The sequence below is a fragment of the Spirillospora sp. NPDC046719 genome, assembly GCF_040645715.1.
GTDB lineage: Bacteria > Actinomycetota > Actinomycetes > Streptosporangiales > Streptosporangiaceae > Spirillospora.
In genome coordinates, this window is sequence record NZ_JBEYYT010000072.1 from 1 (window position 1) to 26,554 (window position 26,554).

Annotated in this window: 22 protein-coding genes and 1 tRNA gene; 17 read left to right on the forward strand and 6 right to left on the reverse strand. The window is 72.1% G+C overall.

The annotated features are described in order from the left end of the window. Positions 1-51: 51 nt before the first annotated feature. Positions 52-414 carry a VOC family protein gene (locus tag ABZ914_RS15315; RefSeq protein ID WP_190854540.1) on the forward strand — a complete coding sequence of 121 codons (363 nt, stop codon included), beginning with the start codon at positions 52-54 and terminating at the stop codon, positions 412-414. A 62-nt stretch (positions 415-476) separates the two neighbouring features. Here ABZ914_RS15315 and ABZ914_RS15320 read toward each other — a convergent pair whose 3' ends face one another. Both ABZ914_RS15320 and ABZ914_RS15325 read right to left on the reverse strand, forming a co-directional pair. Next, complete coding sequence (locus tag ABZ914_RS15320) at positions 477-1,238, reverse strand: TetR/AcrR family transcriptional regulator (RefSeq protein WP_500193544.1); 762 nt, start codon at positions 1,236-1,238, stop codon at positions 477-479. Between the two features lie 53 nt (positions 1,239-1,291). Beyond that, the gene (locus tag ABZ914_RS15325) at positions 1,292-2,245 is read right to left on the reverse strand and encodes an acyl-CoA desaturase (RefSeq protein WP_500193545.1); all 954 of its coding nucleotides are present in this window, start codon (positions 2,243-2,245) and stop codon (positions 1,292-1,294) included. Positions 2,246-2,405: 160 nt separating this feature from the next. Between ABZ914_RS15325 and ABZ914_RS15330 the strand changes: the two genes are divergently transcribed. The 13 genes from ABZ914_RS15330 to rfbD all read left to right on the forward strand — a co-directional run bounded on the left by ABZ914_RS15330 (position 2,406) and on the right by rfbD (position 16,385). Next, positions 2,406-3,305: an ADP-ribosylglycohydrolase family protein gene (locus ABZ914_RS15330; RefSeq protein ID WP_500193546.1), complete on the forward strand. Its 900-nt coding sequence runs from the start codon at positions 2,406-2,408 to the stop codon at positions 3,303-3,305. Positions 3,306-3,408: 103 nt separating this feature from the next. After that, positions 3,409-3,479 (forward strand) — tRNA-Gln (locus tag ABZ914_RS15335). Positions 3,480-3,659: 180 nt separating this feature from the next. Beyond that, positions 3,660-5,102, forward strand: a complete 1,443-nt coding sequence (glmU, locus tag ABZ914_RS15340) for a bifunctional UDP-N-acetylglucosamine diphosphorylase/glucosamine-1-phosphate N-acetyltransferase GlmU (RefSeq protein WP_500193547.1) — start codon at positions 3,660-3,662, stop codon at positions 5,100-5,102. A 185-nt stretch (positions 5,103-5,287) separates the two neighbouring features. Continuing rightward, entirely contained in the window at positions 5,288-6,268 is a 981-nt protein-coding gene (locus tag ABZ914_RS15345; RefSeq protein ID WP_190854529.1) for a ribose-phosphate diphosphokinase, read from the forward strand. A gap of 691 nt (positions 6,269-6,959) precedes the next feature. Beyond that, positions 6,960-7,604 (forward strand): 50S ribosomal protein L25/general stress protein Ctc, encoded by a 645-nt coding sequence (locus tag ABZ914_RS15350; RefSeq protein ID WP_500193548.1) that lies wholly within the window; start codon positions 6,960-6,962, stop codon positions 7,602-7,604. A 65-nt stretch (positions 7,605-7,669) separates the two neighbouring features. Beyond that, positions 7,670-8,245 carry an aminoacyl-tRNA hydrolase gene (gene pth, locus ABZ914_RS15355; protein ID WP_500193549.1) on the forward strand — a complete coding sequence of 192 codons (576 nt, stop codon included), beginning with the start codon at positions 7,670-7,672 and terminating at the stop codon, positions 8,243-8,245. A gap of 189 nt (positions 8,246-8,434) precedes the next feature. Continuing rightward, on the forward strand, positions 8,435-9,910 hold the full coding sequence (locus tag ABZ914_RS15360) for a sugar transferase (protein ID WP_500193550.1): 1,476 nt from the start codon (positions 8,435-8,437) through the stop codon (positions 9,908-9,910). A gap of 115 nt (positions 9,911-10,025) precedes the next feature. Next, positions 10,026-11,018 (forward strand): inositol monophosphatase family protein, encoded by a 993-nt coding sequence (locus ABZ914_RS15365; protein WP_433148116.1) that lies wholly within the window; start codon positions 10,026-10,028, stop codon positions 11,016-11,018. Positions 11,019-11,138: 120 nt separating this feature from the next. Then, positions 11,139-12,056 carry a sulfate adenylyltransferase subunit CysD gene (gene cysD / locus ABZ914_RS15370; protein ID WP_151542371.1) on the forward strand — a complete coding sequence of 306 codons (918 nt, stop codon included), beginning with the start codon at positions 11,139-11,141 and terminating at the stop codon, positions 12,054-12,056. Between the two features lie 59 nt (positions 12,057-12,115). Further along, positions 12,116-13,378: a sulfate adenylyltransferase subunit 1 gene (locus ABZ914_RS15375; protein WP_190854980.1), complete on the forward strand. Its 1,263-nt coding sequence runs from the start codon at positions 12,116-12,118 to the stop codon at positions 13,376-13,378. 81 nt (positions 13,379-13,459) lie between these two features. Further along, positions 13,460-14,527 carry a glucose-1-phosphate thymidylyltransferase gene (locus ABZ914_RS15380; protein ID WP_500193551.1) on the forward strand — a complete coding sequence of 356 codons (1,068 nt, stop codon included), beginning with the start codon at positions 13,460-13,462 and terminating at the stop codon, positions 14,525-14,527. Further along, positions 14,524-15,513: a dTDP-glucose 4,6-dehydratase gene (gene rfbB, locus ABZ914_RS15385; protein WP_500193552.1), complete on the forward strand. Its 990-nt coding sequence runs from the start codon at positions 14,524-14,526 to the stop codon at positions 15,511-15,513. The genes ABZ914_RS15380 and rfbB overlap by 4 nt, the downstream gene beginning before the upstream one ends. Then, positions 15,510-16,385 (forward strand): dTDP-4-dehydrorhamnose reductase, encoded by an 876-nt coding sequence (gene rfbD / locus ABZ914_RS15390; RefSeq protein ID WP_500193553.1) that lies wholly within the window; start codon positions 15,510-15,512, stop codon positions 16,383-16,385. Before rfbB ends, rfbD begins: the two co-directional genes overlap by 4 nt. On the opposite strand, the gene ABZ914_RS15395 is transcribed toward rfbD, so the two are convergent. Beyond that, a complete protein-coding gene (locus ABZ914_RS15395) occupies positions 16,358-16,957 on the reverse strand; it encodes a dTDP-4-dehydrorhamnose 3,5-epimerase family protein (RefSeq protein ID WP_500193554.1) in 600 nt (199 codons plus the stop codon). The two genes, rfbD and ABZ914_RS15395, sit on opposite strands and share 28 nt — an antisense overlap. A gap of 47 nt (positions 16,958-17,004) precedes the next feature. On the opposite strand from ABZ914_RS15395, the gene ABZ914_RS15400 reads away from it, so the two are divergent. After that, the gene (locus ABZ914_RS15400; RefSeq protein ID WP_500193555.1) at positions 17,005-18,045 is read left to right on the forward strand and encodes a hypothetical protein; all 1,041 of its coding nucleotides are present in this window, start codon (positions 17,005-17,007) and stop codon (positions 18,043-18,045) included. Here the strand turns inward: ABZ914_RS15400 and ABZ914_RS15405 are convergent. Beyond that, positions 17,989-19,347, reverse strand: coding sequence for an O-antigen ligase family protein (locus ABZ914_RS15405; protein WP_500193556.1), 1,359 nt, complete (start codon positions 19,345-19,347; stop codon positions 17,989-17,991). The two genes, ABZ914_RS15400 and ABZ914_RS15405, sit on opposite strands and share 57 nt — an antisense overlap. A 98-nt stretch (positions 19,348-19,445) precedes the next feature. Between ABZ914_RS15405 and ABZ914_RS15410 the strand changes: the two genes are divergently transcribed. Next, positions 19,446-20,333, forward strand: a complete 888-nt coding sequence (locus tag ABZ914_RS15410) for a sulfotransferase (protein WP_190854502.1) — start codon at positions 19,446-19,448, stop codon at positions 20,331-20,333. Positions 20,334-20,670: 337 nt separating this feature from the next. On the opposite strand, the gene ABZ914_RS15415 is transcribed toward ABZ914_RS15410, so the two are convergent. Together ABZ914_RS15415 and ABZ914_RS15420 are read right to left on the reverse strand one after the other, a co-directional pair. After that, a complete protein-coding gene (locus tag ABZ914_RS15415; RefSeq protein WP_500193557.1) occupies positions 20,671-22,482 on the reverse strand; it encodes a right-handed parallel beta-helix repeat-containing protein in 1,812 nt (603 codons plus the stop codon). Positions 22,483-22,539: 57 nt separating this feature from the next. Beyond that, positions 22,540-23,121 (reverse strand): hypothetical protein, encoded by a 582-nt coding sequence (locus ABZ914_RS15420; protein WP_500193558.1) that lies wholly within the window; start codon positions 23,119-23,121, stop codon positions 22,540-22,542. Between the two features lie 141 nt (positions 23,122-23,262). Here ABZ914_RS15420 and ABZ914_RS15425 point away from each other — a divergent pair. Further along, the coding region (locus tag ABZ914_RS15425) for a LamG-like jellyroll fold domain-containing protein (protein WP_500193559.1) at positions 23,263-26,554 on the forward strand (3,292 nt) is incomplete at its 3' end.

Genomic DNA, 26,554 nt, shown 5'->3' on the forward strand with positions numbered 1-26,554 from the left:
GTCCGGAGTTCGTCCGGGCGGCCGCCGGCGTCCGTTCGCGAGGAGGCCCGCATGCTCACCGCCCTCCACCACGTCCAGCTGGCCGCCCCGCCCGGCAGCGAGGACGCCCTCCGCGCCTTCTACGCCGGCGTCCTCGGCCTCGAGGAGATCCCCAAGCCGCCCGAGCTCGCCAAGCGCGGCGGCGCCTGGTTCCGCGGCCCCGGCCTCGAACTCCACCTCGGCATCGAGGAGGACTTCCGCCCCGCCCGCAAGGCCCACCCCGGCCTGCTCACCGGGGACCTCGACGCCCTCGCCGACCGGCTCCGCGCCGCCGGCCACGACGTCCGCCGCGACGGCCTGTTCCCCGGCTACCGCCGCTTCTACGCCGACGACCCCGTCGGCAACCGCCTCGAGTTCCTCCAGCCCGAGGACTGATCGGGGCACGAAAGCCGAAGGCCGGCCGCGCGCCGCAGCGCCCGACCGGCCCTCGAACCGGGTCAGACCGACGGATGCGGGCTCGGGTCGGTGAAGTCCGCCTCCGCCTCGCGGCGGCTCCTCCGCTGCGCCTTCTCGGCCCGCGCCGCCGCCTTCTCCTCCGCCTTCTCCGCCTTCGCGGCGGCCTTCTCCGCGCGCTTCTCCGCGCGCTCCATCTCCTTGCGCCGCTGCCGCGGATCCAGCGACGGCTTCGGCTCCAGGCCCGCGAGGCCGTTCCACGCGAGGTTCACCACGTGCGCGGCGACCTCCTCGCGCTTCGGCTTGCGCACGTCCAGCCACCACTGGCCCGTCAGGGCCACCATGCCGACCAGGCTCTGCGCGTACAGCGGAGCGAACTTGTCGTCGTAGTCGTGGCGGTCGAACTCCTGGGCGAGGATGTACTCCACCTCGCCGGCGATCTCGCTGAGCAGGCTCGCGTAGCTGCCCGTCCCGGTGCCGCCGTGCGAGTCCCGCACGAGGATCCGGAACCCGTCCGGATGCCCCTCGATGTACTCCAGCAGCGCCAGCGCCGCCTTCTCCAGCTTGCTCCGGTAGTGGATCACCGAGTTCAGCGCCTCGGTCACCAGGCTCAGCAGCCGCTCGAACTCCCGGTCGACGACGACGGCGTAGAGCCCCTCCTTGCCGCCGAAGTGCTCGTACACCACGGGCTTCGACACACCCGCGGCGGAGGCGATCTCCTCCACCGAGGTGCCGTCCAGGCCACGCTCGGCGAACAGGGTGCGGCCGATGTCGAGGAGCTGCTCGCGGCGTTCCTTGCCGGTCATCCGCTTTCTGCGGGGCCTGGGAGCGGGATCTGTCACGGGATCAATTGTGACGGTCAAGCCGCCTGCTTCGTGCGCTTCGCGGACAGCCTGTCGTCCTTCGGCCACCGGACGTCCCGGGCCCAGCCCAGTTTCTCGAACGCCCAGATGATCCGCGCGCTGATGTCGATCTGCCCCTTCAGCACCCCGTGCCGCGCGCACGTCGGGTCGCAGTGGTGCAGGTTGTGCCACGACTCGCCGAGCGACGGGATGGCCAGCCACCACACGTTGCGGGACTTGTCGCGGACCTCGAAGTCCTCCTTGCCGAACGTGTGGCAGATCGAGTTGATCGCCCACGTCACGTGGTGGACGAGCGTGATCCGCACGAACCCGGCCCAGAACAGCGCCGTGAAGAAGCCGAGCCACGACATCGTGATCAGGCCGCCGAGCGCGGCCGGCAGCAGGAACGACACGGCCACCAGTCCCGGGAAGGCCAGGTGGATCCGGGTGATGTCGCGGTCCTTGAGCAGGTCCTTGGCGAACCGCTGCTTGGACGTCCGGTTGGCGTCGAACAGCCAGCCGTAGTGCGCCCAGAGCAGGCCCTTGGCGAGCGCCTTCCAGTCGTCGCCGAACCGCCACGGCGAGTGCGGGTCGAACTCCTGGTCGGAGTGCTTGTGGTGGCGCCGGTGGTCGGCGACCCAGGTGATGACCGGGCCCTCGATGGCCATGCTGCCGGCCAGCGCGAGGAAGATCTTGAGTGCGCGGTTCGCCTTGAACGATCCGTGCGTGAAGTACCGGTGGTAGCCGACGGTGATCCCGCCCGCGGACAGCAGGTAGAACACGGCCGTCAGCGCGACGTCGGTCCAGCCGAGGAACCTGCCCCAGGCGAGCGGGACGGCCGCGAACAGGGCCAGGAACGGGACGCCGGTGAACACCGCGACGAGCGCGCGTTCGGCGTTGCCCTGCTGGTCGGGTGCTAGTTCGGGACGCCGTTCGGGTCGGGGAGGAGCCATGGTCGGAGCCGTTGTCATGCGTCACCACTTCCTGTGACTAGAGCTGCCTTACCTACGCCAACGTAACCTACGGATCCGTAAGTTGGACAGGGACGGCCGGTAAATTCAGTGGGAATCTCTCTCATGGGCCACAAAACTCTCCTGCGAAACCTCACCGTCCGTCCCGGAAGGACCGCCCATGCCCCCGACTCAGGCCGAGCGCTCCGCGCGCGCCCACGCCTCCCTGGCGGGCCTCTCCACCGCCGACGCGTTCGGCGACCAGTTCTTCGTCCTGGCCAACCGGCACGTGTCCGCGGAGGCGGGTGTGCCGCCGGCGCCGTGGGGGTGGTCGGACGACACGGAGATGGCGTGCTCGGTAGTAGACGTTCTAAACCGATTCGGGCAAATCGACCAGGATGCGCTGGCGCGGTCGTTCGCCGACCGGTTCGACGTCCACCGCCGCTACGGCGCGGGCGCCCTCGAGTTGCTGGAGCGCATCCGGGGCGGTGACCACTGGCATCGCGCCTCGCGGGAGCTGTTCGACGGCAAGGGCTCCTTCGGCAACGGCGCGGCGATGCGCGTCGCGCCCCTCGGCGCCTTCTTCGCGGACGACCTCGACCGCGCCGCGGCCCAGGCGGCCCTGTCCGCCGAGATCACCCACTCGCACGTCGAGGGGATCGCCGGTGCCGTGGCGGTGGCCGTCGCCGCCGCCTACGTCGCCTCCCGGAAGGACGGCGGCGTCGCCCCCAGGGACGTCGTCGAGGTGGCGCTGGAGCACACCGCGATGGGGGAGTACGTGCGGCGCGGCCTCAAGCGGGCCCTGCGCCTGCTGTCCAAGTCCCCGCGGGACGCCGCCCACGAGCTGGGCAACGGCAACCGCATCTCCGCGCAGGACACGGTGCCGTACGCGCTGTGGGCGGCGGCCACCCGGCTGACCGACTACGAGGCGGCGGTGCGCGCGTGCGTCATGGTCGGCGGCGACATGGACACCACGTCCGCGATCGCCGGCGGGATCGTGGCCGCCCATCTCGGCGCCGAGGCCGTCCCCGCCGCCTGGTCGCAGGCCCGCGAGCCGCTGCCCGGCTGGCTCGCCCGGTAAAGTCCTGCGGGCGAGGGAAAAGCCGTAGGGGCGCCCAGGATCCACTCGGTATCGTGTTCCCGTGCGAGCTGACACTCCATCGCAGAGAGGTTCACATCGCCCTTCCCGGGTCGTCTAGGGGCAGGACAGCTGATTTTGGTTCAGTCAACGGAGGTTCGATTCCTCCCCCGGGAGCACATCTGTCCGGATCGCCGTCTTCTGGGGCGTCTGTCCTGGTGAGGTGGCCCGCGGGGTGACGCGCGCCCGGCGGGCGGTATCCTTCCCGTGTCGGGTGCGCTCCGGCCTGCCATGCCCTGATGTCGCAGGTGGACGCGCTCGCAGCCGATCCCGTCCGCGATGCCGAGGAGCCTCCTAGTGAGCGCCAACAGCCCGGCCGCCGTCATCGTTCTCGCCGCGGGCGAGGGCACGCGAATGAAGTCCCGCACCCTGAAGGTCCTGCACGAGCTGTGCGGGCGCGCGATGCTGGGCCACGTGCTCGCCGCCGCCCGCGAGCTGGAGCCGCGGCGGCTCGTCGCGGTCGTCGGGCACCGCCGCGAGCAGGCCGTCGCCTACCTGGGCGAGCACGCGCCGGACGTGGAGCCCGTCGTCCAGGAGGTCCAGGGCGGGACGGGGCACGCCGTCCGGATGGCACTGGAGCAGACCGGCTCGCTCGACGGCACCGTCGTCGTGACCAACGGCGACCACCCGCTGCTGCGCGGCGAGACCCTCGCCGCCCTCGTCCGCACACACGAGGACGAGGGCAACGCGGTCACCGTCCTCACGACCGAGATGCCCGACGCGACCGGATACGGGCGGATGATCCGCGCGGCGGACGGCAGCGTCGAGGCGATCGTCGAGCACAAGGACGCCACCGAGGCGCAGCGCGCCGTCACCGAGATCAACGTCGGCATGTACGCCTTCGACGGCACCCTGCTGGAGGACGCGCTCAAGCGGGTGACCACCGACAACGCCGGCGGCGAGGAGTACCTCACCGACGTCGTGGCGATCCTGCGCGGCGACGGCCACCGGGCCGGCGCGCACCTGGTCGCCGACTGGGTCGAGACGCAGGGCGTGAACGACCGGGTCCAGCTGGCCCAGGCGCGCCGGCAGCTGAACGACCGCATCCTCGAGGCCCACATGCGGGCCGGGGTGACGATCATCGACCCCGCGTCCACCTGGATCGACGCCGACGTGACCGCCGAACCGGACGCCGTCGTGCACCCGGGCACCCAGCTGCACGGCCGCACCCACCTGGAGGCGGGCGCCAGCGTCGGGCCGAACTGCACCCTGACCGACACCCGCGTCGGCGCGGACGCGTCCGTGGTGAACGCCGTGTGCGTCGAGGCCGAGATCGGCCCGGAGGCGTCCGTCGGCCCGTTCGCCTACCTGCGGCCCGGGACGCGGCTGGCCCGCAAGGGCAAGATCGGCACCTACGTCGAGACCAAGAACGCCGAGATCGGCGAGGGCACCAAGGTGCCGCACCTCACCTACGTCGGCGACGCCGAGATCGGTGACCACTCCAACATCGGCGCGAGCTCGGTGTTCGTGAACTACGACGGCGAGCGCAAGCACCGCAGCGTGATCGGCTCCCACGTGAAGGTCGGCAGCGACAACATGATCGTCGCGCCGGTGACGGTGGGCGACGGCGCCTACACCGCCGCCGGCTCGGTGATCATCCAGGACGTCCCGCCGGGCGCGATGGCCGTCGCGCGGGCGCGGCAGCGCAACGTCGAGGGCTGGGTCGAGCGCAAGCGGCCCGGCTCGCCGGCGGCGGAGGCGGCGCGCCGCGCCGCCGAGGACCGGGACGAGCCGGCCTGACGGCACGCGCCGGAGAGCAGGCGCGCCGATGACTGCCCCGCCGTCCGGCGGGGAGGTGGAGGACAGCGGCGTCCCCCACGGACAACAGACGACCGGGCATCACGGAGAAGACTCTTGTGGTGCCCGGGGAGTGGGGACGACAACCCACATGAGTGCACAGTTCCATTGAGGGGGAGTTGTCAGAGGTGAGTGGGATCAAAGCGAGCGGTCAGAAGAAGCTGATGCTCTTCACCGGCCGAGCCCACCCGGACCTGGCCAAGGAGGTCGCCGACAACCTCCACGTCGACCTGACGCCGACGTCCGCGTACGACTTCGCCAACGGTGAGACGTTCGTGCGGTTCCTGGAGTCGGTCCGTGGCTCCGACGCCTTCGTGATCCAGAGCCACACAGCTCCCATCAACCAGTGGATCATGGAGCAGCTGATCATGGTGGACGCGCTGAAGCGCGCGTCCGCCAAGCGGATCACGGTCGTCGCGCCGTTCTTCGGCTACGCCCGGCAGGACAAGAAGCACCGCGGCCGCGAGCCGATCTCGGCGCGGCTCATGGCCGACCTGTTCAAGACCGCCGGCGCCGACCGGCTGATCACCGTGGACCTGCACACCGCGCAGATCCAGGGGTTCTTCGACGGCCCCGTCGACCACCTGTTCGCGCTGGACCTGCTGGCGCACCACTTCGAGAGCCGCCTCGACACCTCCCGGGTGACCGTGGTCGCGCCCGACGCCGGCCGCGTCCGGGTGACCGAGCGCTGGTCCGACCGGCTCGGCGGCGTCCCGATGGCGATCATCCACAAGAAGCGCGACCCGGACGTCGCCAACGAGGTGAAGGTCTTCGACGTCGTCGGCGAGGTCAAGGGCCGCACCTGCGTCGTGGTCGACGACATGATCGACACCGGCGGGACCATCGTGAAGGCCGCCGACGCGCTGTTCGACCACGGCGCCGACAAGGTCGTCGTCGCCGCCACCCACGGCGTCCTGTCCGGCCCCGCGGTGGACCGGCTGAAGAACTCCCGGATCTCCGAGGTCGTCCTGACCAACACGCTCCCCATCCCGGAGGACAAGCAGTTCGACAAGCTGACGGTCCTGTCGATCGCCCCGCTGGTCGCCCGCGCGATCAACGAGGTCTTCAGCGACGGCTCCGTCACCAGCCTCTTCGGCGGGCATAGTTAGTTTGCATCGCCCTTGGCGGTCAGGCGCTAGAGCGCCTTCCCTTCGGCGGGCGATGCGTGCGATCGCTGCATCGCTCCGACTCGCCCTGGGGGCTCGCTGCGCGATCGGATTCTCGCTCCGCTCGAATCCGGCTTCGCTCGCGATCGCGACGGCTCGGGTCGGCGCGTGGCCGGGGTCGGCGGCTGAGGTCGCCGGCCAAGGCCACTCCTGTGGCTGAGGCCGTCGGTCAAGGTCGCTCCTGTGGCCGAGGTCGTCGGTCAAGGTCGCTTCCGTGGCTGAGGTCCCTGCGTCGCCTCGGCATTTGCTGCGGTTCGCGGCTTTGACGACGAGGGCGGGCGGTCGTTATGCGGTCGGCGCGCCGGGGTATCGGAACCCGGCGGGGCGGGCGTTCGTCTTTCCAGGCGAGGGTGCCGTTCGCGTCCGGCTCTGACCGGGCCGTCAACGTCGGAGAAGGGCCCCCGCGGCGGGTCGTCGCGGGGGCGATGGCGTTGCGCGTGGAAACGATCGGCTAGACTTCTTGAATCCGCGTATGCCCCGGGTCGTCAGTGCGGCTCCGTTCAGGTCCGTACTCCCCGGGTAACGCAAAGAATCTTCGAGGCGCCTGACGCATCGAGCTACGCCTGATTCGCTCTGTCCGTAGCGGACGTCCTGCGGGACGGCCGTGGATCGCAACAAGCAAGGAGTTTTCGCCGTGTCCGAGGTACGCATCGCCGCCGAGCCGCGCACCGAGTTCGGTAAGGGTGCCGCGCGGCGCACCCGCCGGGCCGGCAAGGTGCCCGCCGTCCTCTACGGTCACGGCACCGACCCGCAGCACATCACGCTGCCGGGCCACGAGCTGATGCTCGCGCTGAAGACCCCGAACGTGCTGCTGACCATCGAGGGCGTCGGCAGCGGCGCGGAGCTCGCGCTGCCCAAGGACGTGCAGCGCGACCCGATCAAGGGCTTCCTGGAGCACGTCGACCTGCTGCTGGTCAAGCGGGGCGAGAAGGTCACCGTCGACCTGCCGGTGAACGTCGTCGGCGAGGTGGTCGCGGGCGGCGTCGTGCAGCAGGAGGCCGTCCAGATCTCGGTCGAGACCGAGGCGACGCACATCCCCGAGTCGGTGGAGCTGTCCATCGAGGGCGTCGAGGTCGGCACGCAGCTGCTGGCCAAGGACCTGAAGCTGCCGTCGGGCACCACGCTGGCGACCGACGAGGAGACGCTGATCCTGCAGATCGCCGACGCGTCGGCGTCCGCGGGCGACACCGAGACCGCGGCCGAGGCGGAGGCCGCCGAAGCCGCGGCGGAGGCCGCCGAGGCGGCGGCCGAGGCCGAGGCGGAGGAGTCCGCCGAGTAGTACGGCGGAACGACGACGGCCCCCGCAGGCACGCCTGCGGGGGTCTTCGGCTGTGAGGAGATCGGGTGAGCACGGACGTCTGGCTGGTGGTCGGCCTGGGCAATCCGGGACCGTCGTACGCCGGCAACCGGCACAACGCCGGGTTCATGGTGCTGGACGTGCTGGCGGGCCGGGCCGGCGGCCGGTTCAAGGCGCACCGGTCGCGGGCGGACGTGCTGGAGGGCCGGCTCGCGGGCGTCCGCGCGGTGCTGGCGAAGCCGCGGACGTACATGAACGAGTCGGGCGGCCCGGTGAAGGGGCTGCGGGACTTCTACAAGGTTCCGGCGGAGCGGCTGATCGTCGTCCACGACGAGCTGGACATCCCGTTCGGGGCGCTGCGGTTGAAGCGCGGCGGCGGTGACAACGGTCACAACGGGCTGCGGTCGATCACGAAGTCGCTCGGCGACAAGGAGTACCTGCGGGTCAGGTTCGGGGTGGGGCGGCCGCCCGGGCGGATGGACGCGGCGGCGTTCGTGCTGAAGGACTTCTCGGCGGCGGAGCGGAAGGTCCTGGACCTGGAGGTCGACCGGGCGGCGGACGCGGTGGAGGCGCTGCTGACCGGGAGCCTGGAGGCCGCGCAGAACGAGTTCCACGCGGGCTGAAACCGCGCGGGGCAGGCGTTTTCGGCAATCGGCCGGATGCGGTCCGTGCCGGGGCGGACACGGCGCGGCGCTCGTAAAATTCTGCGCGGATGAGGTTCACGTTTTATGTGAACCTTGGGAGCTGTTCAACCGTCTCTGGGGTGGATCGAGCTTTTCGGGGCGCGCGTTACATGGGTTGGGTGAGGTCGTATGGCCGTCGTTGACAAGGTTCAGGCCGAGTCACCGATTCGCCAGGAGCAACGTCGCCCGGATGCGCAGAGCTGGAGTGGATGGTACCGCCGGTTCGCCGGCGGGCTCGATTTCTTCAGCATGCTCGCGGCCGGGGTGATCGCGTTCGTGCTCCGCTTCCCGGGGGTGCCCAGCGATCCGACGGCGCCGTACGTCGCGCTGACGGTGGCGCTGCCGGTCCTCTGGGTGCCGATGCTGATGCTGTGCCGGGCGTACCAGCCGCGGTACATCGGCGTGGGGTACGAGGAGTTCAAGGGCGTCCTGCGCGCGGGGTTCATCTTCACCGCGACGCTGGCGATCCTGGCGTACGCCACCAAGACGGAGGTGGCGCGCGGGTACGTCGTGATGGCGATGCCGCTCGGCACGTTCCTGGACCTGGTCGCGCGGTACCGGCTGCGCAAGTGGCTGCACCGCAAGCGCTGGAACGGGGAGTGCATGCGGCGGGTCGTGGCGGTGGGGCACCGCACCTCCGTCGCGGACCTGATCCGGCTGCTGCGGCAGAAGCGGTACCACGGGATGGACATCGTGGCGGTGTGCCTGCCGCCGGCGCTGGCGTCGGGCGATGACGCCGTCCACGAGGTGGAGGGCGTGCCGGTGCTCGGCGACTTCGGTCAGACGGCGGCCGTCGCGGAGCGGATCGGCGCCGACTCGGTGGCGGTGCTGGCCTGTCCGGAGATGGACGGGGTGGCGCTGCGCCGGCTGGCGTGGCAGATCGAGCGGGACGACGTCGAGCTGGTGGTGGCGCCGGCGCTGATGGACGTGACGGGGCCGCGGATCTCGATCCGTCCCGTGTCGGGCCTGCCGCTGCTGCACGTGGAGCACCCGGAGCTGGACGGCGGCCGGCGGGTGCTGAAGGGGCTGTTCGACCGGACGGCGGCACTGACCGGCCTGCTGCTGCTGAGCCCGCTGATGCTGGTGGTCGCGTTCCTGATCAAGGTGACGAGCGCCGGGCCGGTGATGTTCAAGCAGGTCCGGGTCGGGCGCGGCGGCCGCGAGTTCACGGTGCTGAAGTTCCGCACGATGGTGCAGGACGCGGAGGCGCGCAAGAACGCGCTGATGGAGCACAACGAGAACGACGGCGTGCTGTTCAAGATCCGGGAGGACCCGCGCATCACGAAGGTGGGGCGGTGGCTGCGCCGCTACTCGCTGGACGAGCTGCCGCAGCTGTTCAACGTGGTGCGGGGCGACATGTCGCTGGTGGGGCCGCGCCCGCCGCTGCCGGAGGAGGTCGCGCAGTACGGCGGCGACGTGTACCGGCGGCTCGTGGTGAAGCCGGGACTGACGGGGCTCTGGCAGGTCAGCGGCCGCTCGGACCTGACGTGGGACGAGTCGGTCCGGCTCGACCTGCGGTACGTGGACAACTGGTCGCTCGCGCTGGACCTGCAGATCATGTGGAAGACGTGGTCGGCGGTGTTCCGCGGCTCCGGCGCCTACTGACCGCGCCGGACGCCCGGTCTCGCCAGGTGGGACGTGACCCTGGCACCGGGCGGTGTGGGGTATGCATGAGAAAGTAGACCGGGCAGACCAGTCGAGTCGGGAATGTGATCAACGGATGACCGAGAGAGCCGTGGCGGACGACCACGCGCTGGCGGCGGAGCTCGCCGCGGCGGCGGGGCGGCTGCTGCTGGGCGTGCGGGACGAGATGGGCTTCGCCGACGGGCGCGCCCTGAAGGACACCGGCGACCTGCGGTCGCACGAGTACCTGATGGCGGCGCTGGCGGAGCGCTGTCCCGGTGACGCCGTGCTCTCGGAGGAGGGCCGCTCGTCGGTGGCGGGCAAGCGCTCCCAGGGCGACGACCGCGCCCCGACGCGCAACACCGGCGAGGCCGAGCGGCTGTCGGCGTCCCGCGTGTGGATCATCGATCCGCTGGACGGGACCCGGGAGTTCTCCGAGGAGGGCCGCCGCGACTGGGCCGTCCACGTGGCGCTGTGGGAGCGGGACGCGGCGGGCGCGGCGCGGCTGTCGGCGGGCGCGGTCGCGCTGCCGGCGCAGGGCCTGACGCTGCGCACCGACGCCACGGGCGGCGCGGCGCTCGTCCGCGACGACCCCGGCGAGCCGGACCCGGTGACCGCGGGCTCGGACGCCGCGCGCCGGGGCCTGCCGCGGGAGGTGCCGCTGCACGTGCCCGCGCCGGACCCGGGGAAGCTGCGGATCGCGGTGAGCCGGACGCGGCCGCCGGAGTTCGTGCAGCGGCTCGCCGAGAAGCTGGAAAAGGCGGTTGCGGGGGGCGTGGGGGGTCGTCCCCCCTCGGAGGGCCTGGACGTGGAGTTGGTGCCGATCGGCTCGGCGGGGGCGAAGATCTCCGCGGTGCTGCTCGGCGAGGTGGACGCCTACGTGCACGCGGGCGGCCAGTACGAGTGGGATTCGGCGGCGCCGGCGGCGGTGGCGCTCGCGGCGGGCGCGCACGCGTCGCGCGTCGACGGGGCCCCGCTGGAGTACAACCGGAAGGACCCGAGGCTGCCGGATATCCTGGTGTGCCATCCCGTGTCGGCGTCGACGCTGCTGACCGGCATCGGAGACGTGAGCGACAGCCTGCCCGACTGACCGCCTCGCCAGGCGGGATTGATCAGCGGCGGGCCGACGTTCGATCCGGTGGGAAGCGCGTGCGCCCGTCCCGTGCCACCGGTTGCATCTGCCAGTACAGCGTGGAGAGAGTCCCAGACCATGCAGCGTTGCGATTACCTGCTGTCCCAGCTAGACGTCCTCGAAGCCGAGTCGATCCATATCTTCCGGGAGGTGGCGGCCGAGTTCGAGCGGCCCGTGCTGCTGTTCTCGGGCGGCAAGGACAGCATCGTGATGCTGCGCCTGGCCCAGAAGGCGTTCTGGCCCGCGCCGATCCCGTTCCCGGTGATGCACGTCGACACCGGGCACAACTTCCCCGAGGTGATGGAGTACCGCGACCGGCGCGTCGCCGAGCTGGGCGTCCGGCTGGTCGTGGCGTCGGTGCAGGACGCCATCGACTCCGGCCGGGTGGTGGAGCAGAAGGGGCGCCGCGCGTCGCGGAACCGGCTGCAGATCACGCCGCTGCTGGACGCGATCGAGGAGCACGGGTTCGACGCGGCGTTCGGCGGTGCGCGCCGCGACGAGGAGAAGGCGCGCGCGAAGGAGCGCGTGGTGTCGTTCCGGGACGAGTTCGGCCAGTGGGACCCGAAGAACCAGCGGCCGGAGCTGTGGAACCTGTTCAACACGCGGATCACGCAGGGCGAGCACGTCCGGGTGTTCCCGCTGTCGAACTGGACCGAGCTGGACATCTGGGACTACGTGCGGCGCGAGGAGCTGGAGCTGCCGCCGATCTACTTCGCGCACACCCGGCGGGTGTTCGAGCGCGACGGGCTGCTGCTGGACGCCGAGACCGGGTTCGCGAACCGCGGTGACGACGAGCCGGAGTTCGAGGCGTCCGTCCGGTACCGGACGGTGGGCGACGCGTCCTGCACGGGCGCGGTGAAGTCGAACGCCGCGACGCTCGAAGAGGTGATCGCGGAGATCGCCGCGACGCGGATCACCGAGCGCGGCCAGACCCGCGCCGACGACCGGACCAGCGAGGCCGCCATGGAGGACCGCAAGAAGGAGGGCTACTTCTAATGGCCAGCACGAACGAGCCCGCCGAGCGCGCGTCCGCCACGACCGAGCAGGTCAAGGGCATGGACCTGCTGCGGTTCGCCACCGCCGGCAGCGTCGACGACGGCAAGTCCACCCTGATCGGGCGGCTGCTGTTCGACTCCAAGTCCATCTTCGAGGACCAGCTGGAGTCGGTCGAGAAGACCAGCGTGGACCGCGGCGAGGAGTACACGAACCTCGCGCTGCTGACCGACGGGCTCCGCGCCGAGCGGGAGCAGGGCATCACCATCGACGTGGCGTACCGCTACTTCGCGACGCCGCGCCGCAAGTTCATCATCGCCGACACCCCCGGGCACATCCAGTACACCCGGAACATGGTGACGGGCGCGTCCACCGCCGACCTGGCGATCATCCTGGTGGACGCCCGCAAGGGGATCCTGGAGCAGTCCCGGCGGCACGCGTTCCTGACCACGCTGCTGCAGGTCCCGCACCTGGTCGTGGCGATCAACAAGATGGACCTCGTCGACTACGACCAGGCCGTCTACGAGCGGATCGTCGACGAGTTCACCGCGTTCGCCTCCAAGCTGGACGTCTCCGACCTGACGTTCATCCCGATCTCGGCGCTGCACGGCGACAACGTCGTCGAGCGCAGCGTGAACATGCCGTGGTACGACGGGTCGTCGCTGCTGCACCACCTGGAGCACGTGCACATCGCCTCCGACCGCAACCTCATCGACGTGCGGTTCCCGGTGCAGTACGTGATCCGTCCGCACGCGTCCACCGACCCCGACCTGCACGACTACCGCGGCTACGCGGGGCAGGTCGCGGGCGGCGTGCTGAAGCCGGGCGACGAGGTGGTGCACCTGCCGTCCGGGCTGACCACGACGATCACCCACATCGACGGCCCGAACGGCCCGGTCGAGGAGGCGTACGCGCCGATGTCGGTGACGCTGCGGCTCGCCGACGACATCGACATCTCCCGCGGCGACATGATCGCGCGCCCGCACAACCGGCCGGAGGTCGCGCAGGACCTCGACGCGATGGTGTGCTGGATGACTCCGGACCGGGTCCTCACCCCGCGTTCCAAGCTGATCATCAAGCACACCACCCGCACCGCGAAGGCGCTGGTGAAGGACCTGCACTACCGGCTGGACGTCAACACGCTGCACCGCGACGAGCAGGCGGAGGGCCTCGGCCTGAACGAGATCGGCCGGATCTCGCTGCGGGTGACGCAGCCGCTGTTCGTCGACGACTACAACCGCAACCGGCTGACCGGCGGCTTCATCCTGATCGACGAGGCCACCAACAACACCGTCGGCGCCGGGATGATCACCGGCGCCCGATAAGCACCCCTTTGGAGCCCCCCGTGCACCTGCCCGCCCCCCAGGGCCCGACCTCCGCCGTCGCGCCGTGCTGGACGTGATCCGGTGAAGGCCCTCGTGCTGGCGGGCGGGGCCGGGTCCCGGCTCCGCCCCATCACCCACACCTCGGCGAAGCAGCTCGTCCCGGTCGCGAACAAGCCGGTGCTGTTCTACGGCCTGGAGGCGATCCGGGACGCCGGCATCCGCGAGGTCGGCATCGTCGTCGGCGACACCGAGGCGGAGATCCGCGGCGCCGTCGGCGACGGCTCGGCGTTCGGCCTCGACGTGACGTACCTGCGCCAGGACGCCCCGCGCGGGCTGGCGCACGCCGTCCTCATCGCCCGCGAGTACCTCGGCGGCGACGACTTCGTGATGTACCTCGGCGACAACTTCATCGTCGGCGGCATCGACGGGCTCGTCGACCGGTTCCGCGCGGAGCGCCCGCAGGCGCAGATCATGCTGACGCACGTCTCCGACCCGCGCGCGTTCGGCGTCGCCGAACTCGACGGCGCCGGCCGCGTCGTCGCGCTGGAGGAGAAGCCGGAGTTCCCGAAGAGCGACCTGGCGCTCGTCGGGGTGTACCTGTTCAGCCCGGCGGTGCACGACGCGGTCGCGGAGCTGAAGCCGTCCGCGCGCGGCGAGCTGGAGATCACCGACGCGATCCAGTGGCTGATCGACCACGGCCACCGGGTCGAGTCCACGGTGATCACCGGCTACTGGAAGGACACCGGCAACGTCACCGACATGCTGGAGGTCAACCGCCTCGTCCTGGAGGGCGTCGAACCTCATGTGGAGGGCGAGGTGGACGGGGCCAGCGAGCTGATCGGCCGGGTCGTGGTGGAGGCGGGCGCCCGCGTCGCGGGGTCCCGCGTCGTCGGCCCGGTCATCGTCGGCGCCGGCTCGGTCGTCCGCGACTCCTACGTCGGCCCGTTCACCTCCATCGACCGCGACTGCGCGGTCCTGGACAGCGAGATCGAGTACTCGATCGTGCTGCGCGGCGCGTCCATCGACGGCGTCGGCCGCATCGAGTGCTCGCTGATCGGCCGCGAGGCCGAGGTCACCCCCGCCCCCCGCGTCCCGAAGGCGCACCGCCTCGTCCTGGGAGATCACAGCAAAGTGCAGATCAGTAAATGAGCGCCCCCCGCGTTCTGGTGACGGGTGGGGCCGGGTTCATTGGGTCGCAGTATGTGCGGGACCTCGCGTCCGGGGCGTTTCCCGCGTGGGCGGGCGCCGAGATCACCGTGCTGGACAAGCTGACCTACGCCGGGAACCTGGCGAATCTGGAGCCGGTCGAAGGGCGGTTCACCTTCGTCCGCGGCGACATCTGCGACGGCGAGTTGCTCGCGGAGCTGGTGCCGGGGCATGACGCGGTGCTGAACTTCGCGGCCGAGTCGCACGTGGACCGGTCGATCGCCAGCGGCGCGGAGTTCGCGCGGACGAACGTGCTCGGCGTGCAGACGCTGATGCAGGCGTGCCTGGACGCGGGGACGCCGCGGGTCGTGCAGGTGTCCACCGACGAGGTGTACGGCAGCATCGACGAGGGCTCCTGGGACGAGGAGGCGCCGCTCGCGCCGAACTCGCCGTACTCGGCGGCGAAGGCGGGCGGCGACATGATGGCGCGGGCCTACGCGCGCACACACGGGCTGCCGGTCAGCATCACCCGCTGCGGCAACAACTACGGGCCGTACCAGTACCCGGAGAAGGTCATCCCGTTGTTCGCCACGAACCTGATGGACGGCCATACGGTGCCGCTGTACGGGGACGGCGGGAACGTGCGCGACTGGATCCACGCCGCCGACCACTGCCGCGGCATCCAGGTGGTCGCCGAGCGCGGCGAGCCCGGCGAGGTGTACCACATCGCTGGCACGGCGGAGCTGACGAACCTGGAGCTGACGCGGCGGCTGCTCGACGCGGTCGGCGCCGGCTGGGACCTGGTCGAGCGCGTCGAGGACCGCAAGGGCCACGACCGCCGGTACTCGCTGTCGGACGCGAAGCTGCGCGCCCTCGGCTACGCGCCGCAGGTGGCGTTCGACGAGGGCCTGGCCGCGACGGTCCGCTGGTACGAGGAGAACCGCGCCTGGTGGGAGCCGCTGAAGAAGCGCTCGGAGGACGCGGCGTGACATGGCTGGTCACCGGTGCCGGCGGGATGCTCGGCACCGACGTCGTCGCGCGCCTCGACGGCGCGGTGGCGCCGCGACGGAGTGAGCTGGACCTGACCGACGCGGGCGCGGTCCGGGAGGCGCTGCGGCGGCACCGGCCCGACGTGGTGGTGAACTGCGCCGCCTGGACGGCCGTGGACGACGCGGAGGCGCACGAGGACGCGGCGCTCGCCGTCAACGGCACCGCCGTCGAGGCGCTCGTCGCGGCGTGCGCGGAGATCGGCGCGAAGCTCGTGCAGGTGTCCACCGACTACGTGTTCGACGGCTCCGCCACCGAGCCGTACCCGGAGGACGCGCCGGCCGCGCCCGTCAACGCCTACGGCCGGACGAAGCTCGCCGGTGAGGCGGCGGTGCTCGGCTACGAGCGCGGGTACGTGGTGCGGACGGCGTGGCTGTACGGGGCGCACGGGCCCAGCTTCGTCCGGACGATGGCGCGGCTGGCGGGGGAGCGTGACACCGTCGAGGTGGTCGACGACCAGGCCGGGCAGCCGACCTGGACCGGCGACCTCGCCGACCGGATCATCGCGCTGGCACGCGCGGACGCCCCCGCCGGGGCGTACCACGGCACCAGCGCGGGCCGGACGACCTGGTACGGGCTGGCCCGCGAGGTGTTCGCGCTGCTCGGCCTCGACCCGGCCCGGGTGCGGCCCACGACGAGCGAGAGGTTCGTGCGGCCCGCGCCGCGTCCGGCGTTCAGCGTCCTCGGGCACGGCCGGTGGGCGGCGGCGGGCCTGCCGCCCATGCGCGACTGGCGGGACGCCCTGCACGCTGCCTGGCCGTCCCTGGCGGCCGCGTGGCCGGAGGCTCAGCCGGGCAGGCCGAGCTTGGCGTAGTGGTCGAGGCAGTCCTGGTAGGACGGCAGCAGCCCGGCCCGGCGGGCCTCCTCCAGGGTCGGGGCCTGCGCGTCCTTGTCGGACAGGACCGGTTCGATGCCGGCGGGCCACTCGATGCCGATCTCCGGGTCGAGCGGGTGCACGCCGTGCTCGCGGCCCGGCGCGTAGGGCTCCGAGCACAGGTAGATGACCGTCGCGTCTTCCGTCAGCGCCATGAAAGCGTGTCCGACGCCTTCGGCGACGTACAGGCAGCGGCGCGACTCGTCGTCCAGCCGGACGGCCTCCCACTGGGCGAACGTGGGGGACCCCACGCGCAGGTCGACGACGACGTCGAGGATCGCACCGCGCAGGCACGTGATGTATTTGGCCTGGCCGGGCGGGACGTCGGCGAAGTGCACGCCGCGCAGCGCCCCCTTGGACGACACCGAGCAGTTCGCCTGCGCCAGGTTCAGCCCGTGTCCCGCGACCGTCCGCAGCGCGTCGTCCCGGAACCACTCATGGAAAGATCCCCGCTGGTCACCGTGCACGCGGGGGGTGAAGCAGTAAGTACCTTTAATGCCGAGCGGATCCACATGCGCAAGAATGCCACACGGTTCCCGGCAGAGATGGACGTCAGACTGTGAGAACGAACCCCCTCAGGCTCCGGTTCGCCGCGGGTGGCGCGGCGGTGGTGCTCGTGGTCCTGACGGGGCCGGAGGCGGTCGCGGAGACGGCGCCGTCACCGAGTCCCGCCGTGACGACCACGGCGGCCGCCCGCACCGCGTTCCGGCCCGTGCTGGCCGGGCCCGCCGCGATGGTCGCGGGCGTGCTGCACCCCGACATCTGGTGGACGGTCGCGGCCGCCGCCGGCGGGCCCCGGCTGTTCGCGCTGGACGCCAGGGGCCGCACCCGCGCGACGTACACGCTGTCCGGCGCGACGGCGACGCGGTGGGACGCCATCACGATCGTGAAGAACGGGGCCGGGGAGTCGGGGCTGTTCGTCGGGGACCTGAGCTCCGGCCGGACGGGGGGCCTGCTGCTGCACCGGGTCGCCGAGCCGAGGACCCTGTCCGGCGGGACGCTGCCGGTGAAGACGTTCAAGCTCAAGTACCCCGACGGGGGGCACCGGGGCGCGGCGCTGCTGGCCGATCCGGCGGAGAGCCGCGTCTACATCATCACCCGGGACGCCACGGCCGCGGCCGTGTTCGCGCTGCCGGGGGTGCTCGGCCCGTCGAACAACGCGCTGACGCGGCTGCGGACGCTGCCGTTCCCGGTGCGCGGCGGCGACTTCACCCGGGACGGGCGGGTGATCCTGAAGACGACCACGGACGTGCGGATCCTCGGCGGGATCCGGGACGACGTCGGGCAGGTCGTGAAGACGCCGGCGTCGCTGGCGGGGCCCGCGTTCGGGGTGTCGTCGGACGGCCGGAAGGTCCTGCTGGCGGGGGCGGGCGCCCGTCCGGTGTTCCGGACGGTGGCGCTGCCCGAGGCGAACGCGGCGACGGAGCCGGACCCGTCGGCGTCGCCGGCGACCGACGGCGGCGGCTCCCCGGTGGAGATCCCGTCCAAGTCCGGCATGCCGGGTGGTCTGCTCGGGACCGGGGCGCTGGTCGGGCTGGTCCTGCTAGGGCTTGTCGGGGCCGGCTTCTATCTGCGCGGTCGCCGTCACGGTGGCGGGTGACCAGCCGGCCGCGTCGACGACCGTCTCCGCGGGCGACCGCTGGACGACCGGGAGCGGGTCGCCGCCCTGCCTGCGCAGCGTCTCCGCCCACGCGACGAGGATGAACAGCCACACCGACGACACGTTCGCGGGGGCGGCGAGGCCCTCGGTGGTCATGCTGTCGGTGAGGAAGCAGCCGAAGATCCCCAGCAGCATGCCGGCGTCGGCGCGCAGCGTCCGGTGCCGGCACAGCGTCAGCAGCACGAACCCGAGCGTCAGCAGCAGCGCGGCGAACGCGACGGTGCCGACCACGCCGTTGTCGACGAGCGCGTTGATGAACGCGTTGTGGCCGCCGCCGAGGCCGATGCTGTCCAGGAAGAGGCCGCGGGACGCGCCGAGGCCCCGGCCGAAGATCGGCTCCTCCCGGAACGCGTCCATCGCCAGCGACCACAGCTCGGTGCGGGAGTTCAGGGTGGCGAGCTGCTGGGTGCTCTCGCCGCGCGCCACGAACGCGAGGATCTTGTCGGAGAACGCCAGCACCGCCAGCACGGCGACCGCGGCGCCCATCACGATCAGGTCGATCCGGCCCTTGGGGCCGCGGGCGGTGGCCAGCAGGACGAGCAGCCCGGCGGCGCAGCCGAGCGCGGCGCCGCGCGTCCCGGTGGCGACGAGCGCGCCCGTCAGGACCGCCAGCGCCACCGCGTAGACGGCCGGGTGCCACAGCCGGTCCTGCGGCCGGTTCCACCGGATCAGGTAGCCGACGACCAGCAGGATCGCGACCGCGAGGTACACGCCGGCGATGACGGGGTGGACGTACAGCCAGTTGAACCGGGACTCGGTGTGCAGCGTCCGGGGGAACGGGTGCGCGACGCCGATGCCCACCGACACCAGCACGATCCCGACGAAGATGTGCGCGAGCTTGCGCAGGTCGGCGGGGGTGGCGCGGGTCGCGATGGTGTGCGCCACCAGCATCGTGATCAGAAGCTGCGCGCCGCGGACGAGGCCGAGCGACTTGAACGGCGACCACAGCGCCGAGAACGCCACGTACCCGCAGAACAGCCACGCCGCGAGCAGCAGCCCGGTGGTGCGGCGGCGCGGCGCCCGGAGCCCGAACTTCCACACCAGGTAGAAGGCGGCGGCGCCGTAGATCGCGATCTCGACCAGGACGGTCAGGTCGGCGCTGCCGCCGACGGCGTTGTCGACGTCGCGGCTGCGCAGCTTGTAGTCGCTGGCGAGCATGAGGGCGAGCGGCAGGGTGAACGCCCACCAGCCGGCGCTCGGCGCGGGCGGCCGGCGGCGCGGGAAGACGCTCCTGACGGTCATGAGGCCCTCCCTGGGTGAGTCCGGCCGCCGCCGCGCCTTCGCGGGCTCGTTAAAGACGAGACCAAGAATACGGGCGCCGGGCCGGTAATCTGTCCGATGTGAATCGAGGGACTCTTCCCGGCCCGGTCGTCGCCGCGGGCCGCAGCATGATCCGTGGGTACGGGATGAGCACGGCGGCGCTGCGCCCCGGCCCCGACTTCCTGCTGATCGGGGCGAAGCGCGGGGGCTCCACCTCGCTGTACTACACGCTGCTGGAGCATCCGCAGGTGATGCCGCTGTTCCCGAACGCGCGGCTGCTGCCCAAGGACAACCACACCAAGGGCGTGCACTACTTCGACTCCAACTACGACAAGGGCGCCGCCTGGTACCGGTCGCACTTTCCCGCGTCCGCGCGGCGGGCCGGGAAGGTCGTGGGCGAGGGGTCGCCGTACTACCTGTTCCATCCGCTGGCGGCGGAGCGGGCGGGGCGGGACGTCCCGGACGCGAAGATCCTGCTGGTGCTGCGCGACCCGATCGAGCGGGCGTTCTCGCACTACCGGGAGCGGCGGCGGCAGAACGCCGAGGACCTGCCCTCGTTCGAGGAGGCGCTGGCCGCCGAGGCGGACCGGCTCGCCGGCGAGGAGGAGCGGATCGTCGCCGAGCAGCCCGGCTACACCAGCTACGCGCACGAGCAGCAGTCGTACCGGGCGCAGGGCGAGTACGCCCCGCACCTGCGGCGCTGGATGAAGCACTTCCCGGCGGAGCGGTTCTGCGTGCTGGCGGCGGAGGAGTTCTACGCCGACCCGCAGGGCGCGTGCGACACGGTGGCGCGGTTCCTCGGGCTGGAGCCCGCGCCGCTGCCCCCGTCGGCGGTCAAGGTGTGGAACGCGGCGCCGAGCCAGGACCTCGCCCCCGCGACCCGCCAGGCGCTCGCCGAGCACTACGCCCCCTACAACGCCGACCTGGAAGCCCTCCTGGGCCGCGAGTTCCCCTGGACGCGCCCTTAACAGCGGGCCCGAGCGCCGGCCTCAGCAAGCCTGAGCGCCGGCCTCACCGGCACGCCTGAGCGAGCCCGAGCGCTGGCCTCACCGGCATGTCTGAGCGCCGGCCTCACCGGCACGCCTGAGCGCAAGCCTCAGCAGCGTGTCTGAGCGCCGGCCCCAGCCCGTCACCCCAGCCGTCGCGGACCTCAAGCGTCGCGATCGCGTGCGAAGCCAAGTTCGAGCTTGCGAGAACTTGATCGCGCAGCGAGGCCCCCAGGGCCGAGTCGGAGCGATGCTGCGATCGCACGCATTGCCCGCCGAAGGAAGGCCGTCTAGCGGCCTGACGCCAAGGGCGATGCAATCAGAACGAGCCGATGTGGCGGGTTCCGGTGGGCTTGCCGACGAGGGCGGCGATCGGGGCGGGGAGGGGGAGCGCGGTGCCGGCGTCCGCCTGGGCGGCGAGGCCGCGCTCCAGCTCGCCGTCCGGCCCGGCGGCGGTCGCGGCGGTCTTCAGCACGCCGCGCGCCTCCTGCCCGGTCTCCGACCGGAACCGGCCGAGGTCGGCGAAGTCGGTGGTGCCGCCGGAGCCGCGCGCCCACCGGACGAGGGTGCTCGGGCCGCCGCCCGGGCGGACGTAGACGTTGCCGTTGACGGTGACGCCCATCTGGCCGCCGCCGCGCTGGTGCGTCCCGTCCTCGACGCACAGCAGGCACGGGGTGCCCGCGCGGGCGTCGGCGAGCGTGTTGTTGCTGATGACGATCTTGGAGACGCGCCAGGTCATCGCCGGGTCGGCGGTCTTCTGCCGGGGGTCGCGGCCCGCCGCGTGCGGGTCGGACGGGCTGCGCGGGTCCTGGGCGAGGTGGATCGTGCGGCCGTTTCCGGACAGCGAGTTGTTCCAGATCTGGACGTCGGAGGTGTTGTTCACCTTCACCCCGTCGCCGGCGTTGTCGCCGATGACGTTGCCGGCGACGACCGCCTTGGCGCTCAGCTCCAGCGAGACGCCGTGGTCGGCGTTGCGCAGGATCCGGTCGCCGGTGAGCGTGATGTCGTAGACGGACTCGTCCATCCACACGCCCTTGCCGAGGTTGTCGGCGAACACGCCGCCGGTCACCGCGACCTTCCGGGACCGGGTCACCTTCACGCCGCCGGAGACCGGCGAGTACTTGAAGTGCTCGACGTTGTTGCCGGTGCTGCGCACCGCGTCGAGCCGCAGGTCGTCGGCGTAGTTGGCGTGGACGCCGAGCATGCCGTTGCCGGTCGTGGTGACGTGCCGGACGCGGGCGTGCGCGGCGAGCACGCTGAGGCCGGTGGTGGCCGACTCGTTCACCGCGACGTTCTCGACGGTGACGTCCGGCGCGGTGACCTTCACGCTGCCGAGCTGGGGGAGGGACGTGGCGTAGCGGCGCACCCCGAGGCCGCGCAGCCGGGATCCGGCGCCGCCGATGGTGAGCGCCTCGGACAGGGTGCTGGCGCGGACGTCGTGGCCGCGCGGGTCGGTCCCGAGGTAGAGCCGGTGGGACGCCTCGTCGACGTAGAAGGTGCCGTCCTTGACGTCGCCGCGCGACCCGACCTGCTTCTGCGGGACGCCGTCCAGCCACACCTGGTCGGGGTGCGCGGCCATCGGGTGGTCGGGCGAGACGAACCGGAAGTCGGAGTCGCCGCTGGCGCCGGCGCCCGCCGTGTAGGTCGGGCTGGCGTCGAACCGGGTCGTCCAGCCCTCGTGCACCCAGGCGCGGTTCCCCTGCCGCCAGCCGCCGACCGGCGAGCTGCCGTCGAGCCAGACGGCCTCGCGCGGCGCGGACTGGACGGTCAGGCGCTTGCCGCCGGGGACGGTGACCGTCTCGTGGTAGACGCCGCCGCGCAGCACGACGGTGCCGCCGGAGCGCGCCTTCGCGACCGCTTTGGCGAGCGTGCGCAGCGGGTGCTTCCTGGTGCCGTCCGCGCCGTCGCTCCCCGTCGGGGACACGAACAGCGCCCCGTCGGGGATCTCGTAGGCGGTGGACCCGACGGGCGCGGCGCCCGGCGCGCCCGGCACCGGGACGGTCTCCGGGGCCGGGTCGTGGCTCTGCGGCAGCTGCCAGCCGAGGAAGCCGACGCCCGCGATCACCGGCAGGGCGAGCACCTTGACGATCATCGCGCGCTGAGCGGTGCGCGACCGGTTCGAGCCAGACATGTCACGACCCTTTACCCCCGGGGAACGCTGGAACCACGAACGTACCTCGCGGAACCGTCAGTTGTGGAGGGCGCCCGCGAACAGCGCGGTCTTGTGCTGTGCGTCGAACTTGACACCGACCATGACGGACTTGTAGCCGGTCGACGGCAGGTCGAAGGCGTAGGACGCCGACTTGGTCCCGCCGGCGGGGACGGTCCCGTAGAAGTCGTTCAGGTTGGCGTAGGAGGTGTGCTGGGCCCGCGTCTTCTTGGCCCCGTAGACGGCCGTGACCTGCACCTTGTTGAGGTCGAGGGGCTTGCCGGAGCCGTTGGCGAACTTCAGCGTGAAGATGGTGAGCACCTTGCCGGTGAGCTCGCCGGGCCCCTGGTCCTTGTTCTTGACGTAGCGGATGTTGCTGATCGCCACGCTGATCTTGTCGTCGTAGGTGACGGGCTTGCGCAGCCCGCCGGACGACTTCAGCGCGGCGGAGCCGGGCGCCGCGTTGGCCTGCTCGGTCGGCTGCTCGCTCGGCGGTGGGGGTGGCGTCGGGTCGGCCGCCTTCTTCTTCCCGCCGCCGCATCCGGTCAGCGCCAGCGCGAGGGCGAGGACGGCACCCGTCGCGGCGAGATGCCTGTGCGGACGCGCTCCCCGATCGGACATCCGGCTCTCTCCTCATCGGTATCAGTGGAAAACGAAAACGAAGTTCCAGGGCAGAACAGTGTAAACAGGAATCCCGGGATTACCCTGCTCTCACTCCGGGACCGAGGGGGCCGCCGGAGATGATCGGCAGGGGATCGCTCAGTGGGATCTGTACCTTCGCACCGGCGCGCGCCGCGCGTCCGTAAAACGGCGATAGCCGTCTTCACCGCTTTCGCGACGGCGCTCGCCGGCGCCGCCGCCATGCCGGCCGCACCCGCCTCGGCCGACACCGACCCGCCGGCGGGCACGCCGGCCACCGTCAGCGCGGATCCGCTCCCGACCGCGCAGGTCAACGGGGTCGTGTGGAGCATGGCCACCGTCGGCAGCACCGTCTACGCGACGGGGAGCTTCACCAAGGCGCGCCCGCCGGGCGTCGCGGAGGGCGGGGCGGGCGAGGTCGCCCGGCAGAACATCCTCGCCTTCGACCTCACGACCGGGAACCTCATCTCGTCCTTCGACCACTCGCTGAACGGGCAGGGCCTGCGGATCGCGGCCTCGCCCGACGGCAAGCGCGTCTACGTCGGCGGCGACTTCACGGCCGTGGACGGCCAGACCCGCAACCACGTCGCCGCCTTCGACACCGCCACCGGCGCCCTCGACACGTCGTTCGCTCCCTCCGTGTCGGCCAAGGTGCGCGCGATCGCCGCGACGAACTCGACCGTCTACCTGGGCGGGAACTTCTTCAACGTGAACGGCAAGTCGCGGACGCGGCTCGCGGCGGTGCAGGCGTCGAACGGCGCCAACATCGACGCGTGGCGGCCGACCGCCGACGACGACGAGGTGTTCGCGCTCGCGCTGTACGGCGACCGCGTGATCGTCGGTGGCCGGTTCCAGCAGCTGAACGGCGAGAAGCATGTCGGCATCGGCGCGGTCGACGCGGCGGGCGGCGGGACGGTGCCGTGGAGCAGCACGCCGATCCCCGCCAAGCAGGGCGGCAGCCTGTTCTCCTACGTGACGGACCTGCACGTCTCCGGGGACACCGTGTACGCCGGTGCGGACGGCGAGGGCTGGCACTGGTTCGACGGGCGGTTCGCCGCAAAGGCCGCCACGGGCGACCTGGTGTGGCTGGACAACTGCTACGGCGCCACCTACGGCATGTTCGTGCAGGGCCAGTCCGTCTACAGCGTGTCGCACGCGCACGACTGCACCTCGCTCGGCGCCTGGCCCGACACCAGCCCGCAGACGTTCCAGAGGGCGCTGGCCGAGACGACGGCGGCGACCGGGACCGACCACGGGAGTCCGAGCGTCGGCAGCAGCTACAGCAAGCAGCCGATCCCGAGCCTGCTGCACTGGTTCCCGAGGCTGGCGATCGGGTCGTTCACCAAGCAGTACCAGGCGGCGTGGGCCGTCACCGGCAACGCCGACTACGTCGCGATGGGCGGCGAGTTCCCGAGCGTGAACGGGAAGGCGCAGGCCGGGCTCGTCCGGTTCGCGGTGAAGGCGAAGGCGCCGAACAAGGCCGGCCCGCAGGCCGGCGACCTCGGCACCCCGACCGCGACCGCGATGGCGGACGGCAGCGTCCGCGTCGGCTGGAAGACCACCTGGGACATGGACAACGCCTCGCTGAAGTACGAGGTGCTCCGCGACGGCGGCACGACGCCCGTCGGGACGGTCGACCGGACGTCGACGTTCTGGGACGAGCCGAACGCCGCCTACTTCGACGAGACGGCGGCGCCGGGCACCGCGCACACCTACCGGGTGCGGGCGGTGGACGCGGCCGGGAACGCCGTGACCAGCGCCGCGTCCGACCCGGCGACGGCGGCGGACGGCACTCCAGGCCCGTACTCGGACCAGATCAGAGCGGACGGGGCGCAGGCGTACTGGCGGCTCGGCGAGGCGAGCGGCCCCGCGTACGACTACGCCGGGTCCAACGACCTCGCGCTCGGCGCCGGCACGACGCGCGGCCAGGCGGGCGCGGTCTCCGGCGACGCCGACAAGGCGGTGGGCTTCGGCGGGTTCCTCGGCTCGTCCGCCGGCAGCGGCGCCGCGTCCACGCCGGGGGACTTCAGCGTCGAGGCGTGGGTGAAGACGGCGTCCCGCAGCGGCGGGAAGATCATCGGGTACGGGGGCAGCGCGTCCGGCAACAGCTCGTCCTACGACCGGCACCTGTACATGACCAATGACGGCCGGGTCGTGTTCGGCGTCTACCCGGGCGCCGCGAAGACGGTCCAGAGCGGCGCGGGGCTGAACGACGGCGCGTGGCACCACGTCGTCGGGACCCTCGACGGCAGCGCCGGGATGAGGCTGTACGTCGACGGCGAGCAGGTCGCGGCCGACGGCGGCGTCACGTCGGCGCAGAGCTACGCGGGCTACTGGCGGATCGGCGGCGACAACCTCTCCGGCTGGCCGAACCGGCCGTCCAGCGACTACCTGAACGGGACGATCGACGAGCCCGCGGTGTACCCGCGCGCGCTGACCGCCGACCAGGTCTCCCGCCACCACGGCCTCGGCACCGGCACGGTGCGGCCGAACCAGCCGCCGGCGGCGGCGTTCACCTCGTCGTGCGACTCGCTGGCCTGCTCGTTCGACGGGTCCGCGTCGTCCGACCCCGACGGGACGGTCACCGGCTACGCGTGGGACTTCGGCGACGGGACGGCGGGGACCGGCGCCAGGCCGTCGCACGCCTACGCGTCGGCGGGCGACTACACCGTCAAGCTCACCGTCACCGACGACAAGGGCGCGACCGGCGAGGTCGTGCACACGGTGAAGGCGACGTCGGAGGTGCTGGCGTCGGACGCGTTCGGGCGGACGGTCACCGGCGGCTGGGGCACCGCCGACGCGGGCGGCGCCTGGAGCAGGGTCGGCTCCGGCGGCGTGCTGTCGGTGGGCGGCACCGGGCAGATCGAGATGCCGGCCGCGAAGAACGACGGCGGCGCGAACCTGAACGCGGTGTCGTCGCGGGACACCGACCTGACGTTCACCGTCGCGACCGACAAGGAGGGCACCGGCAACGGCGTCTACGTGTGGGCGATCGGGCGGCGGGTCGCCGGCCAGGGCGACTACCGGGCGCGGATCAGGCTGCGCCCGTCCGGGGTGGTGTCGTTGCAGCTCAGCCGTACCGACGCGAGCAACGCCGAGACGGCCGTCGGCGCCGAGCAGACGGTGGCGGGCGTGACCTACCGGCCCGGTGCGCCGCTGCGCCTGCGCCTCCAGGTGACCGGCGGGTCGCCGACCGCGCTGAAGGCGAAGGTGTGGGCGGACGGCACCGCCGAGCCGGACTGGCAGGTCACCGGCACCGACGCGACGGGCGGCCTCCAGGCCGCGGGCGCGGTGGGGGTCCGGGCCTACCTGGCGGGCAACTCCACCAACGGCCCCACGGTCGTGTCGATCGACGACCTGCGCGCGGCCCGGGCGCCGGGCGGGGGATCGGCGCGGCGAGGCGGCCCGCGGGCCC

What these genes read in the sequence shown, in the direction of transcription:
- ABZ914_RS15330 (WP_500193546.1), top strand. Translation starts at nt 2,406, where the DNA reads ATGCCCCCGACTCAGGCCGAGCGCTCCGCGCGCGCCCACGCCTCCCTG.
- rfbB (WP_500193552.1), top strand. Translation starts at nt 14,524, where the DNA reads ATGAGCGCCCCCCGCGTTCTGGTGACGGGTGGGGCCGGGTTCATTGGG.
- ABZ914_RS15375 (WP_190854980.1), top strand. Translation starts at nt 12,116, where the DNA reads ATGGACCTGCTGCGGTTCGCCACCGCCGGCAGCGTCGACGACGGCAAG.
- ABZ914_RS15320 (WP_500193544.1), bottom strand. Translation starts at nt 1,238, where the DNA reads ATGACCGGCAAGGAACGCCGCGAGCAGCTCCTCGACATCGGCCGCACC.
- ABZ914_RS15405 (WP_500193556.1), bottom strand. Translation starts at nt 19,347, where the DNA reads ATGACCGTCAGGAGCGTCTTCCCGCGCCGCCGGCCGCCCGCGCCGAGC.
- ABZ914_RS15420 (WP_500193558.1), bottom strand. Translation starts at nt 23,121, where the DNA reads ATGTCCGATCGGGGAGCGCGTCCGCACAGGCATCTCGCCGCGACGGGT.
- ABZ914_RS15315 (WP_190854540.1), top strand. Translation starts at nt 52, where the DNA reads ATGCTCACCGCCCTCCACCACGTCCAGCTGGCCGCCCCGCCCGGCAGC.
- ABZ914_RS15360 (WP_500193550.1), top strand. Translation starts at nt 8,435, where the DNA reads ATGGCCGTCGTTGACAAGGTTCAGGCCGAGTCACCGATTCGCCAGGAG.
- ABZ914_RS15325 (WP_500193545.1), bottom strand. Translation starts at nt 2,245, where the DNA reads ATGACAACGGCTCCGACCATGGCTCCTCCCCGACCCGAACGGCGTCCC.
- ABZ914_RS15365 (WP_433148116.1), top strand. Translation starts at nt 10,026, where the DNA reads ATGACCGAGAGAGCCGTGGCGGACGACCACGCGCTGGCGGCGGAGCTC.
- ABZ914_RS15415 (WP_500193557.1), bottom strand. Translation starts at nt 22,482, where the DNA reads ATGTCTGGCTCGAACCGGTCGCGCACCGCTCAGCGCGCGATGATCGTC.
- cysD (WP_151542371.1), top strand. Translation starts at nt 11,139, where the DNA reads ATGCAGCGTTGCGATTACCTGCTGTCCCAGCTAGACGTCCTCGAAGCC.